Source organism: Pseudomonas sp. S2_H10 (genome assembly GCF_054668285.1).
Window position 1 is genome coordinate 2,599,619 of the sequence record NZ_CP162754.1, and the last position, 12,145, is coordinate 2,611,763.

Consider the following 12,145-nt stretch of genomic DNA (forward strand, 5'->3'; position numbering starts at 1 on the left):
CAAGGAGCACCCGATGGACTATCGCCAGCTAGGCCGAACGAATCTGAACGTGAGCGCCATCTGCCTCGGAACCATGACCTGGGGCGAGCAAAACACCGAGGCAGACGCCTTCGCCCAGATCGAGCGAGCCAAGAGCGCCGGGATCAACTTCATCGACACCGCCGAGATGTACCCGGTGCCACCCAAGGCTGAAACCTACGCCACCACCGAACGCTACATCGGCAATTACTTCAAGAGCCGCGGTGACCGCGCCGACTGGATCCTCGCCAGCAAGATCGCCGGCCCCGGCAACACCATCGACTACATTCGCGACAAAAACCTGCGTCACAACCGCCAGCACATCACTGAAGCGGTGGATGCCAGCCTCAAGCGCCTGCAAACCGACTATATCGACCTGTACCAACTGCACTGGCCGGAGCGCAGCACCAACTTTTTCGGACAGCTGGGCTACAAGCACCAGACCGAAGCCAACCTGACCCCGCTGGAGGACACGCTCGAAGCGCTGGACGAGCAGGTCCGCGCCGGCAAGATCCGCCACATCGGCCTGTCCAATGAAACACCTTGGGGCACCATGCGTTTTCTGGCCCTGGCCGAAGCCCGCGGCTGGCCGCGTGCGGTATCGATCCAGAACCCGTACAACCTGCTCAACCGCAGCTTCGAAGTCGGCCTGGCGGAAATCGCCATCCGCGAGCAGTGCGGCCTGCTTGCCTATTCGCCGCTGGCGTTCGGTTTTCTGTCAGGCAAGTACGAAGGTGGCGCGCGCCCGCCAAAAGGTCGCCTGAGCCTCTACAGCCGCTTCAGCCGCTATTTCAACCCGCAGTCGGAAGCAGCCTGCAGCCGTTACGTGGCCCTGGCCCGCGAACACGGCCTGGACCCGGCGCAAATGGCCCTGGCGTTCGTGACGCAGCAGCCGTTCGTGACCAGCAACATCATTGGTGCGACCACGATGGAACAACTGGAGAGCAACATCGCCAGTTTCGACCTGAAGCTGTCGGAAGAAGTGCTGGAAGGGATCGAGGCGATCCACAAGAATCATCCGAACCCGGCGCCTTGATTGATTCATAACCCCAATCGCGGGCAAGCCCGCTCCCACAGGGATTACGCCGTACCTGTGGGAGCGGGCTTGCCCGCGATGGCGCCCGCCCAGTCACCGCAAATCAAAGCGACCGCGCAATGATTTCCTTCATGATTTCATTGGTCCCGGCATAAATCCGCTGCACCCGCGCGTCCGCCCACGCCCGCGCGATCGGGTACTCCCACATGAATCCATAACCGCCGTGCAACTGCACGCACTCGTCGAGCACCTTGCATTGCAGGTCGGTGCCCCAGTACTTGGCCATCGCCGCGGTCGGCACGTCGAGCTTGCCTTGCAGGTGCAGTTCCAGGCAGCGGTCGACGAAGACCCGGCCGATCTGGATTTCCGTGGCCATCTCGGCCAATTTGAAGCGGGTATTCTGGAAATCCGCGATCGACTTGCCGAACGCCTTGCGCTCGCGGGTGTAGTCCAGGGTCCACTGCAGAGCCGCTTCAGCTGAAGCCAGCCCGCCAATGGCCACGGTGAGTCGCTCCTGGGGCAACTCCTGCATCAGGTAGGCAAAGCCCATCCCGGCCTGGCCCAGCAGGTTTTCCTTGGGCACACGCACGTCCTGGAAGAACAGCTCCGAGGTGTCCTGGGCTTTCATCCCGACCTTCTCCAGACGCTTGCCCTTGTCAAAGCCTGGTGTGTCGGCCTCCACCAGAAACAGACTGGTGCCCTTCGCGCCAGCCTTTGGATCGGTCTTGGCGACGACGATCACCAGATCGGCCAGGTAACCATTGGTGATGAATGTCTTGGAGCCATTGATCACGTATTCATCGCCATCGAGCACAGCCGTGGTTTTCACCCCTTGCAGATCGGAACCGGCGCCCGGCTCGGTCATGGCGATCGCGGTGACCATCTCGCCAGACACCAGTTTCGGCAGGTACTTGTGCTTCAACGCTTCACTGCCGTAATGCAGGATATACGGCGCCACGATGTCCGAATGCAGGGAAAAACCGATACCGGTCAGGCCCAGCCGCCCCACTTCTTCGATCACCACCGCACTGTAGAGAAAGTCCGCGCCCAGGCCGCCGTACTCTTCCGGCAAGTGCGAGCACAGCATCCCCGCCTCCCCTGCCTTGTTCCACAGCTTTCGGTCGATATAGCCCTGTTTTTCCCATTGCCCATGGAACGGCACCGCCTCTTTTTCGAGGAACGTGCGCACGCTGTCGCGAAAGAGCTCGTGCTCGGAACTGAACAGGGTTCTGGGGATCATGCGGCACCTTTTCTTTGTTTTTAGAAGGAGTTGACCTTCAGAGACTATGCCTCGCTTTCGACACAGGACACTGGACACATCCGACAAAAAATAAGACGATCCAGCCGTCTGGTGACCACTTCCCCCTATAAAAATAAAGTTGAATTATGTCTAACCAAGCCTCCACGCCATTGCGGCGAGTCAGCATCCTGGCCATCGACCGGGTTTTCGCTTCCACCCTCTTGCAAGCCAAGGATTTCTTCCACCTCGCCAGCCTGCGCTACGGCAAACAGCTGGGCCAGGGCCTGACACCGGCGTTCGAAACCCGCCTGGTCAGCCCCGATGGCAAACCGGTCAACACCTTCAGCGATGTGATGATTCCGGTGGACGGCGGACTGGAAAACGCCGACATCATCGTGCTTCCCGCGTTCTGGGACGATTTCGACAGCCTGTGCAAACGCTACCCGCAAGTCCTGCCCTGGTTGCGCCAGCAACATGCGCGCGGTGCCGTACTGTGCGGCGAAGCCACCGGTGTGTTCTGGCTGGCCGAAGCCGGGCTGCTCAATGGCAAGGAAGCAACCACCTACTGGCGCTTCTTCAATGCTTTCGCCGAACGCTTCCCCCAGGTGCAACTCAATCAGGACAAGCACCTGACCGACGCCGACAACCTGTACTGCGCAGGCGGCACCACCTCTGCGTGCGATTTGTACATTTACCTGATCGAGCGCTTCTGTGGCGCCAATGTGTCCCAGGCCGTGGCTCGGGACATTCTGTATGAGGTGCAGCGCAGCTACTCACCAGGACGCATCGGTTTTGGCGGCCAGAAGCTGCACCAGGACGTGATCATCCTGCAAATCCAGCACTGGCTCGAAGAACACTTCGCTGACAAGTTCCGCTTCGAAGACGTTGCCCGTGAACACGGCATGAGCATCCGCAACTTCATGCGCCGCTTCCAGACCGCCACCGGTGACAAGCCGCTGCATTACCTGCAGCGCCTGCGCATCGAAACCGCCAAGGGCTTGCTGTCCGGCAGCCGCAAGAGCATCAAGACCATCAGTTACGAAGTCGGCTATGACGATGCGAGCTTCTTTGCGCGACTGTTCCGCCAGCACACGGAGTTGTCGCCGAATCAGTACCGGCAGCAGTTTCAGCAGGCGGCGTAGGCTCAAATCAATTGTAGGAGCCGGCTTGCTGGCGATTCAGACACCGCGGCTGAACAGGCAAACCGTGTAATCGTTCTTCGCCAGCAAGCCGGCTCCTACAGGGATTGCGATGACGGGCGTTTTTGTGCAAAAAAAGGCCTGCAATAGCAGGCCTTTTTGATTTTCCGAAATGTCCTACGGCTTGTGCGCCCGAGCCAGGAATTCGTGGGATTGCATTTCCAGCAGACGACTCAAGGTACGCTGGAACTCGAAGTTCAGGCGGCCACCCGTGTACAAATCTTTAAGCTCGACTTCGGCGGAAATGATCAGCTTTACGTTACGGTCGTAGAACTCGTCGACCATGTTGATGAAGCGTCGGGCGATGTCGTCGGTGGTGACGCTCATCTGCTCGACATCGCTGAGCAACACGGCGTGGAAGATCTTGCCCAGTTCGATGTAGTCGTTCTGGCTGCGCGGGCCGTCGCACAGCTCGCGGAAGTTGAACCAGGCCACGTCGTCGCAGGTGCGCAGGGCACGGATTTCGCGGTTTTCGATCATCAGCACGTCATTTTCGACCGCCGCCGTGCATTCCGGCGTCAGCGCGCGGAAGCTCTTGCGCAGGCTTTCGTTGGCAGCTTCGTCGAGCGGATAGTGGAACAGCTCGGCCTGTTCGAGGTGACGCAGGCGATAGTCGACGCCGCTGTCGACGTTGACGATCTCGGTGTTCTGCTTGATCAGCGCAATGGCCGGCAGGAAGCGCGCGCGTTGCAGGCCGTCCTTGTACAGACCGTCCGGCACGATGTTCGACGTCGCGACCAGGGTCACGCCGTTCTTGAACAGCTCTTCCATCAGCGTGCCAAGGATCATGGCGTCGGTGATGTCGGAAACGAAGAATTCGTCAAAGCAGATCACCCGGGCTTCGGTGGCGAAGCGCTTGGCGATGATGGTCAGCGGGTTTTTCTCGCCGCCCAGGGTCTTCATCTCTTCGTGCACACGCTTCATGAAGCGGTGGAAGTGCGTACGGGTCTTTTCCTTGAAGGGCAGCGCTTCGAAGAAGGTGTCGACCAGGTAGGTCTTGCCGCGACCTACGCCGCCCCAGAAATACAGGCCCTTGACCGGGGTCTGATCCTTCTTGCCAAACAGCTTGCCCAGCAGGCCCGGTTTGTTTTGCTCGGCCGCGACCAGATCGTCGTACAGGCGCTGCAAATGACGCACGGCAGTTTCCTGCGCGGCGTCGTGGAAGAATTCCGGGCGTTTCAGATCAGCTTGATATCGTTCTAGGGGCGTCATAATTCGTTAGCAAGGCAACAAAAACGGGCCGACACTGTAGCGACGGCCCCGAGGAATGGCAATCGGCCCTTGGTCGGGCCGGGCCGTTGTTTATTCCTGAACCGGCGTCAGGGCGATGCGCAAGGCTTCGATAGCCGCGTCGCGTGCGGTGCTGTCGGCGAAGGCCGGGCTGTCGGCAACGCACTCGCCTTCAAGCCAGACGCTGAAGTTCAGCGCTTCACTGCGCACGTCCAGTGGCTGACCCGATTGCAGTTGCTTGGTCACCTGACCGGCGGTCTTGCCGTCGGCGAAGTTGCGCGACAGCAGCAGCTGTTCGCCATCGGCCGCCAGCAAACGGAAACGGAAGCTGCCGTCGTCCTCGCGGAAGCTGACAAAACGTGCGGCTTTCGCGGCCTTCTTCTTGGTGCTCGCCGCGACTTGGGTCTGGGCAACGAAGGAGCGCAGGCCCACGGCTTCACGCAGTTCGTTGAGGAACGGCGTTGCTACCGCACGGGCCTTTTTCGCACCGTGTTGCAGGATATCTTCCAGGTCCGCCGGACGCTCGATCAGCTGGTTATAACGCTCGCGCGACTCACCCAATTCGTTGTCGAGCAGCTGGAACAGACGATTCTTCGCCTCGCCCCAACCCAGGCCCTGCAACAATTCGCTGCGGAACTCATCGGCCTGCGCCGGGGTGGCGAATGCCTGGAACAGGGTGAACAGGTGCGAGTTATCAGGATCCTTGGCTTCACCTGGCGCGCGGGAGTCGGTGACGATCCGCGAAATCGCGTCCTTCATTTCCTTGGCGCTGGAGAACAGCGGAATGGTGTTGTCGTAGCTTTTCGACATCTTGCGGCCATCCAGGCCCGGCAACGTGGCGACGCTCTCTTCGATCAACGCCTCGGGCATGGTGAAGAACTCTTTGCCCTGGCCAAACAGGTGGTTGAAGCGCTGGCCGATGTCGCGGGCCATTTCCACGTGCTGGATCTGGTCGCGACCGACCGGCACCTTGTGCGCGTTGAACATCAGGATGTCCGCCGCCATCAGCACCGGGTAGCTGTACAGGCCCATGGTGATGCCGGCATCCGGGTCTTCGCCAGTCTCGACGTTCTTGTCCACCGAAGCCTTGTAGGCATGGGCGCGGTTGAGCAGGCCCTTGGCGGCGACGCAGGTCAGCAGCCAGGTCAGCTCGGGGATTTCCGGGATGTCGGACTGGCGGTAGAAGGTCACACGGTCGACATCCAGGCCACCGGCCAGCCAGGTCGCGGCGATTTCCAGACGCGAGCGCTGGATGCGCAGCGGGTCATCGCACTTGATCAGGGCGTGGTAGTCGGCCAGGAAGTAGAACGAATCGGCATTGCTGTCACGGCTGGCGACGATCGCCGGGCGGATGGCGCCGGCGTAGTTGCCCAGGTGCGGCGTGCCGGTGGTGGTGATGCCGGTAAGGATACGGGTACGAGTCGTCATGGGTAATCGCTTGTCAGACTGCAATCAATTCGAGAGACGCGGCAGGATCAGATCCTTGAGATCGGTCAGCTTGCCATGAAAAAAGTGTCCGCATTCTGCCACTTTCAGCAGCTCATGGGGACGTTCGAGCTTGTCGGACCATTGGTAAACCAGCTGCGGATCGATCACTTCGTCGGTTTCCGGCTGGATCAGGGTCAGATCGCCCTGTTGCGGCAACTGATCCTGATCGCCAAGGCGCATGACCGCCGGTGCGACCATGAACAGGTGCTTGAGCTGTTCGCCCTGCGCTTCCAGGCGTCCGCCGAGACTTGCTGCAACAAATCCACCGAAGGAGAAACCGAACAGGGTTAGCGGCAATTGCGGGTGTTTGGCGCGAAACCATTCGGCGACTGCCTGGGCATCATCGACTTCACCGGTGCCCATGTCGTGGGTGCCTTCGCTGGCACCGACGCCACGATAGTTGAAGCGCAGGGTAATCAGTCCGGCGTCGCGCGCGGTGCGCTGCAGGGTCGATACCACTTTGTTGAGCATGGTGCCGCCCTGCACCGGGTTTGGATGGCAGATCAGCGCCAGGCCGCGAGGCTGCTCGTTGTCCAGGTACAGTGCTTCCAGTTGACCCACCGGGCCATCAATCACTACAGGGGTTTCACGCATAAGCAAGGAAGGAACTCCGTGACCTCGAATCGGGTCGACTCGTCTAGCAAATTGTCTGTGCCTGTCTATTGCGAGTGAATCGCGGTATACAGCGCAGGTTCGAGCCGTTAACGTAAAGCAAAGCCGTTTATAGAGGAAGGACTCGTGGAACACTCGCTCTTAGTTTGGTTGTTGCCGACTCTTGCCCTGGTTGTGGGTGTCGCCATTGGGTTTCTGATCGCTCGCCTTGCGCCGAATGCCGCGCCTAGCAGCACTCAACGTCAGCTGGACGATATTCAGGAACGTTTCGATAGTTATCAGAACGAAGTGGTGACCCACTTCAATAGCACCGCGACACTGGTCAAGAAACTGACTGCGAGCTATCAGGAAGTGCAGGATCATCTCGCCGAGGGTGCCAACCGCCTGGCCCTGGACGAGCAGACTCGCCAACGCCTGCTGGCCTCCCTGCACGCCGATGCGGCGCAGGCTCCGCGGGAACGCCTGACGCCCCCGCGCGATCAGGAGCCGCCTCGTGACTACGCCCCCAAAACCCCGAACTCGCCAGGCATGCTCGATGAGCATTACGGCCTGAAGAAGTAATCAGGTTTCGCGCGATGTAAAAAGCCCCCGGACATTCATTTGTCCGGGGGCTTTTTTGTTTCTGACTCGGTTGAATGTCCCGGCCTCTTCGCGGGCAAGCCCGCTCCCACAGTGATTGATGTCGTCCACAAAACCTGTGTTCAACAGATAGCCCTGTGGGAGCGGGCTTGCCCGCGATGGGGCCAGCACAGACAACACAAAAGGATCAGATGATCAGCCCAGAACCTCACTGGCCACCTGATCGATCGCATCCTTGGTGATACCAACGATCAGATCCGCTTCAGCCTCGGTCAGGACCAGCGGCGGTGCAAAACCAAGGATGTCGCCATGGGGCATCGCCCGGGCGATCATGCCGCGCTCCAGGCACGCCGCCGAGACTTTGGGACCGACCTTCAGGGCGGCATCGAATGGCGTGCGTTGTTCACGATCAGCCATGAACTCGACCGCCGCGAGCATGCCGTCACCGCGCACTTCGCCCACCAGCGGATGGCCTTCGAGGGTTTCGCGCATGCGCCGATTGAGATAGGCACCGACCTTGTCGGCATTGTCCGTGAGGTTTTCCCGCTCCAGGATGTCGAGGTTGGCCAAGGCCGCCGCCGCGCAGATCGGGTGCCCGGAATAGGTCCAGCCATGGCCCATGGCGCCCTGGGACTCGGAAGCCTTTTCGATCACGTCCCAGACCTTTTCACCGACGATCACCGCCGACAAAGGCGCATAAGCACTGGTCAGGCCTTTGGCCGTGGTGATCAGGTCCGGGCGCATGCCGTAACGCTGGCTGCCCATCTTCGAGCCCAGGCGACCGAAGGCGCAGACCACTTCGTCAGCGATCAGCAGCACATCGTACTTGTTCAGCACTGCCTGGATCGCCGCCCAGTATCCGGCCGGTGGAACGATGATGCCGCCGGTGCCCATCAATGGCTCGCCGATGAAGGCTGCAACGGTGTCCGGCCCTTCGGCGAGGATCATTTTTTCCAGCTCGTCGGCGCAGTAGCGTACGAACGCGGCTTCATCCATGCCGGTCGGCGCCTTGCGATACCAGTGCGGACACACGGTGTGCTTGATGCCTTCGGCCGGCAGGTCGAAATGCTGATGGAAACTCGGCAGGCCGGTCAGGCTGCCGGTCATGATGCCCGAGCCGTGATAGCCGCGATCGCGGGAGATGATTTTCTTCTTCTGCGGGCGCCCCAGCACATTGTTGTAGTAGCGCACCAGTTTGATCTGGGTTTCGTTGGCGTCGGAACCGGAGAGGCCGTAGTAGACCTTCTTCATGCCTTCTGGCGCCCAGTCGATGATGCGGCTCGACAGCTCGATGATCGCTTCGGTCGAGTGCCCCATGTAGGTGTGATAGTAGGCCAGTTCCTTGGCTTGCCTGTAGATCGCGTCGGCCACTTCGGTGCGGCCGTAGCCGATGTTCACACAGTACAGGCCCGCGAAGGCGTCGATCAGTTCGCGGCCTTCGTGATCGCGGATGCGGATACCCGAGGCGCCCGTGATGATGCGGCCCTTGAGTGCGCCGCTGGCGTGGTCATGGGCGTGGGTGGACGGGTGCATGAAGTGCGCACGGTCTTGTTCGAACAGCGAGTCGAGTTCTTGGTTCATGGCAATCTCCTGGGAACTGGCCTTAGAACTGGCCTTGATGATGCAGGCAAAAATATTTGGTTTCGACAAAGGCTTCGAAGCCTTCGGTGCCGCCTTCACGGCCCAGCCCCGAGGCTTTCATGCCACCGAACGGGATCGGATGGCCGGTGAACTTGACGCCGTTGACCGCGACCATGGCGTGGTCGAGACGACGGATCAGCGGGTAAATCAGGTCCAGGCGATTGGAGCAAATGTAGGCGGCCAGACCGTATTCGGTGTCGTTGGCCATCTCGACGGCCTGATCGAGGGTGTCGAACGGCATCACCCCGGCAATCGGCGCGAAATTTTCCTCGCGGTAGATGCGCATCTGCGGCGTGACGTCGGCCAGCACCGTTGGCTGGTAAAACAAGCCGCCAAGGGCGTGAGCCTCCCCACCCACCAGTCGTTGCGCGCCCTGCTGCAAGGCATCGGCGACACGTTCGGCGGTGACATCGAAGGCCGCCTGATGCATCAACGGGCCGACATCGACCTGCTGCTCGCGATCGCCGATCATGGCCGGACCGACCTTCAGCTCACGCACGGCAACGGCAAAGCGCTTGAGAAACTGCGGATAAACCGATCGTTCGACCATGATGCGGTTTGCCGCGCAGCAATCCTGGCCCGAGGTCTGGAACTTCGCCGCCACCGCGACTTTCACCGCCAGCTCAAGGTCGGCATCGGCACAGACAATGAACGGCGCATTGCCGCCCAATTCCAGCGCAACCTTTTTCACGTCCTGAGCCGCTGCTTGCAGCACCAACTTACCGACACGGGTCGAACCGGTGAAACTCACCGAACGCACGCGGCTGTCCTGCACCAGGGTTTGCATGGTCATCTGTGGCTCGCCCAACACGACGTTGAACACACCGGCCGGGAAACCCGCTTCCTCGGCAAGTTGCGCCAAGGCGAACGCCGAGTACGGCGTTTCATGCGCCGGCTTGATCACCACGGTGCACCCGGCGGCCAGGGCGGCGGCGGCTTTGCGGGTGATCATGGCCGAGGGGAAATTCCACGGGGTCAACAATGCACAAACGCCGACCGGTTCCTTGACCGTGCCCAGGTGCGCACCGGGAATGTGGCTGGGAATGTTTTGCCCGTAGAGGCGCCGGGCCTCTTCGGCGAACCACGGAATGAAACTGGCGGCGTAGGCGATTTCGCCACGGGACTCGGCCAGGGACTTGCCCTGCTCCAGGCTGAGAATCCACGCCAGGTCTTCCTGATGCTCAAGAATCAATGCCGCCCAGCGCCGCAGAATCACGCCGCGTGCCTCCAGGCTTTGTTCGCGCCAGTCGGCGAACGCGCGGTGCGCGGCATCGACGGCGGCGACGATCTGCGGTTGATCGAGCATTGGTACATGGCCGATCAGTTTTTGATCCGCAGGGTTATGCACCGCGATGCTGTGGCCGCTGTCGCTGTGGACCCAATGGCCGTCGATGTAGCAAAGGGCCTTGAACAGCAGTGGATGTTTGTAGCTCATGGCGTTCACTCCAATCCGTGTGCGTGGAACCATGCTAGGGCAGCCGGGCCCTGGGGATTTGGCGTTTGGATGGGGTGCGGCAGGTGGTTTTTTCTGATTGGGATGGGGTGAACAGCGGATTTTGCGGTTTTCGGCGTGCTCAGGAATCTTGAGAGAGTTCCGCCGGCAAGGCGCCGCCGGTCTTGATGGTTTTGGTGACGATGTAGGTGAAGTAGCGTTCGATGCCCAGGTCGTCGAGCAGCAGTTGGTCGATGAAGCGCTGGTAATAATCGATGTCCGGAGCCTGGATCATCGCCATGTAGTCGACGCCGCCACCGGTGGCATAGCAGAAGGCGACTTCGGGCGCCTCGGTCATGCGCTGTTCGAAGCGGCGCATGTCCTGCGCGGTGTGCCGGGCCAGGGTGATTTCCACCAGAACTTGCTGACTTTTGAACACCGCGTTCCAGTCGATCTGCGCGCGATAGCCCTTGATCAATCCGAGGGCTTCGAGCTTGCGCACACGCTCCCAGGCCGGGGTCACCGAAAGATTGATCGCCTCGGCCAGGCTCGACTTGGTGATACGCCCGTCGTCAGCGAGGATTCGCAGGATTTTCAGGTCATAGCGATCGAGTTTGTGCATGGGTGGCGATCTCGTGAAAGTTTAGGAGCCCCTGTGGGATTGCGGTCAGGTCAGTACTTCGGCGATCACCGCAATGGTATCGCCACACCCCACCAGCCCGGGAAAGTGCCGCGCCGCCAGCAAACCGCTGCGCGCCGCGCGGTACTCCACCGGAGCAACGCCGCTGCGGGTGGCGTCGTAGACGCGGGCGATCACGTCGCCCTTGTTCACGTTATCGCCCAGGTCGCGGCACATTTCCAGCAAGCCGTCGTGCTCGCTGGCGATGAAGCAATCGCCGTCGGGCATGTCGAGCATGATCGTCGACGCCGTCTGCACTTCGCCCTCAAGAATCCCGGCATGCACCAGCAGATTGCGTACCCCGCGCTCGGCTATCGCCACGCTGCGCGCCGTGGACGAACCGCCGCCGCCCAACTCGGTCGTGACGAAGACTTTGCCCTGGGACTCGGCGGCGGTGTCGTACATCGCCCCGGCATCGAGTTCGAGCATGCGCATGCTGTACGGCGCATTGAACGCGCGCATACCGGCCTCGCATTGCGCCTGTTGCTGTTTGTCCGGCAGTACATGACACGCGGCGAACGGCAAGAAATCCAGGGTGCGCCCACCGGAGTGGATGTCCAGCACGATGTCGGCCAGAGGCAGCAACGTGCGCGTGAAATAATCCGCAATTTTCTCGGTCACCGTACCGTCCGGCTTGCCGGGAAAACTTCGGTTGAGGTTGCCCTTGTCGATCGGCGACGTGCGCCGCCCGGCGTGGAACGCCGGGGTGTTCATGAACGGAACGATGATCACCCGTCCGTTGACGTCGGCAGCCGTCAAACTTTGCGCCAGCTTGCTCAGCGCCACCGGGCCTTCGTATTCGTCACCGTGGTTACCGCCGGTGAGCAGCGCGGTCGGTCCCTGGCCGCGCTGGATCACCGTGACCGGGATCATCACCGCGCCCCAGGCGGAATCGTCCCGGGAATACGGCAGTTTGAGAAAACCGTGCTGCACGCCTTCGCGGCTGAAATCCACCGTGGCGCTGATCGGGTTGTCTGGCAGTTCACTCATG

General features: G+C 60.9%; 11 protein-coding genes. 3 read left to right on the plus strand and 8 right to left on the minus strand.

Annotation, left to right across the window (positions count from 1 at the left end; genetic code table 11):
* Positions 1 to 13 precede the first annotated feature (13 nt).
* Positions 14 to 1,054 carry an NADP(H)-dependent aldo-keto reductase gene (locus AB4O16_RS11450; protein ID WP_460157749.1) on the plus strand — a complete coding sequence of 347 codons (1,041 nt, stop codon included), beginning with the start codon at positions 14 to 16 and terminating at the stop codon, positions 1,052 to 1,054.
* 103 nt (positions 1,055 to 1,157) lie between these two features.
* Here the strand turns inward: AB4O16_RS11450 and AB4O16_RS11455 are convergent, their stop codons facing one another.
* Entirely contained in the window at positions 1,158 to 2,294 is a 1,137-nt protein-coding gene (locus AB4O16_RS11455; protein ID WP_160390377.1) for an acyl-CoA dehydrogenase family protein, read from the minus strand.
* A gap of 146 nt (positions 2,295 to 2,440) precedes the next feature.
* Between AB4O16_RS11455 and AB4O16_RS11460 the strand changes: the two genes are divergently transcribed.
* On the plus strand, positions 2,441 to 3,436 hold the full coding sequence (locus tag AB4O16_RS11460) for a GlxA family transcriptional regulator (RefSeq protein WP_160390378.1): 996 nt from the start codon (positions 2,441 to 2,443) through the stop codon (positions 3,434 to 3,436).
* A 174-nt stretch (positions 3,437 to 3,610) separates the two neighbouring features.
* Here the strand turns inward: AB4O16_RS11460 and zapE are convergent, their stop codons facing one another.
* The 3 genes from zapE to AB4O16_RS11475 form a co-directional block, all read right to left on the minus strand.
* Complete coding sequence (zapE, locus tag AB4O16_RS11465; protein ID WP_095943473.1) at positions 3,611 to 4,705, minus strand: cell division protein ZapE; 1,095 nt, start codon at positions 4,703 to 4,705, stop codon at positions 3,611 to 3,613.
* Positions 4,706 to 4,795: 90 nt separating this feature from the next.
* The gene (locus AB4O16_RS11470; protein ID WP_460157750.1) at positions 4,796 to 6,151 is read right to left on the minus strand and encodes a tryptophan--tRNA ligase; all 1,356 of its coding nucleotides are present in this window, start codon (positions 6,149 to 6,151) and stop codon (positions 4,796 to 4,798) included.
* Between the two features lie 24 nt (positions 6,152 to 6,175).
* Positions 6,176 to 6,805 carry an alpha/beta hydrolase gene (locus AB4O16_RS11475; RefSeq protein ID WP_160390380.1) on the minus strand — a complete coding sequence of 210 codons (630 nt, stop codon included), beginning with the start codon at positions 6,803 to 6,805 and terminating at the stop codon, positions 6,176 to 6,178.
* A gap of 144 nt (positions 6,806 to 6,949) precedes the next feature.
* Here AB4O16_RS11475 and AB4O16_RS11480 point away from each other — a divergent pair, with 144 nt between their 5' ends.
* The gene (locus AB4O16_RS11480) at positions 6,950 to 7,384 is read left to right on the plus strand and encodes a Z-ring associated ZapG family protein (protein WP_150715511.1); all 435 of its coding nucleotides are present in this window, start codon (positions 6,950 to 6,952) and stop codon (positions 7,382 to 7,384) included.
* Positions 7,385 to 7,597: 213 nt separating this feature from the next.
* On the opposite strand, the gene AB4O16_RS11485 is transcribed toward AB4O16_RS11480, so the two are convergent.
* From AB4O16_RS11485 to doeB, 4 genes are all read right to left on the minus strand, one after another.
* Positions 7,598 to 8,983 (minus strand): aminotransferase, encoded by a 1,386-nt coding sequence (locus tag AB4O16_RS11485; RefSeq protein WP_460157751.1) that lies wholly within the window; start codon positions 8,981 to 8,983, stop codon positions 7,598 to 7,600.
* A 22-nt stretch (positions 8,984 to 9,005) separates the two neighbouring features.
* The gene (locus AB4O16_RS11490) at positions 9,006 to 10,478 is read right to left on the minus strand and encodes an NAD-dependent succinate-semialdehyde dehydrogenase (RefSeq protein WP_460157752.1); all 1,473 of its coding nucleotides are present in this window, start codon (positions 10,476 to 10,478) and stop codon (positions 9,006 to 9,008) included.
* A 139-nt stretch (positions 10,479 to 10,617) separates the two neighbouring features.
* Positions 10,618 to 11,097: an Lrp/AsnC family transcriptional regulator gene (locus AB4O16_RS11495; protein WP_160390383.1), complete on the minus strand. Its 480-nt coding sequence runs from the start codon at positions 11,095 to 11,097 to the stop codon at positions 10,618 to 10,620.
* Positions 11,098 to 11,142: 45 nt separating this feature from the next.
* Positions 11,143 to 12,144 (minus strand): N(2)-acetyl-L-2,4-diaminobutanoate deacetylase DoeB, encoded by a 1,002-nt coding sequence (doeB, locus tag AB4O16_RS11500; protein WP_460157753.1) that lies wholly within the window; start codon positions 12,142 to 12,144, stop codon positions 11,143 to 11,145.
* Between the last annotated feature and the right edge of the window lies 1 nt (position 12,145).

What these genes read in the sequence shown, in the direction of transcription:
- AB4O16_RS11450 (WP_460157749.1), top strand. Translation starts at nt 14, where the DNA reads ATGGACTATCGCCAGCTAGGCCGAACGAATCTGAACGTGAGCGCCATC.
- AB4O16_RS11455 (WP_160390377.1), bottom strand. Translation starts at nt 2,294, where the DNA reads ATGATCCCCAGAACCCTGTTCAGTTCCGAGCACGAGCTCTTTCGCGAC.
- AB4O16_RS11460 (WP_160390378.1), top strand. Translation starts at nt 2,441, where the DNA reads ATGTCTAACCAAGCCTCCACGCCATTGCGGCGAGTCAGCATCCTGGCC.
- zapE (WP_095943473.1), bottom strand. Translation starts at nt 4,705, where the DNA reads ATGACGCCCCTAGAACGATATCAAGCTGATCTGAAACGCCCGGAATTC.
- AB4O16_RS11470 (WP_460157750.1), bottom strand. Translation starts at nt 6,151, where the DNA reads ATGACGACTCGTACCCGTATCCTTACCGGCATCACCACCACCGGCACG.
- AB4O16_RS11475 (WP_160390380.1), bottom strand. Translation starts at nt 6,805, where the DNA reads ATGCGTGAAACCCCTGTAGTGATTGATGGCCCGGTGGGTCAACTGGAA.
- AB4O16_RS11485 (WP_460157751.1), bottom strand. Translation starts at nt 8,983, where the DNA reads ATGAACCAAGAACTCGACTCGCTGTTCGAACAAGACCGTGCGCACTTC.
- AB4O16_RS11490 (WP_460157752.1), bottom strand. Translation starts at nt 10,478, where the DNA reads ATGAGCTACAAACATCCACTGCTGTTCAAGGCCCTTTGCTACATCGAC.
- AB4O16_RS11495 (WP_160390383.1), bottom strand. Translation starts at nt 11,097, where the DNA reads ATGCACAAACTCGATCGCTATGACCTGAAAATCCTGCGAATCCTCGCT.
- doeB (WP_460157753.1), bottom strand. Translation starts at nt 12,144, where the DNA reads ATGAGTGAACTGCCAGACAACCCGATCAGCGCCACGGTGGATTTCAGC.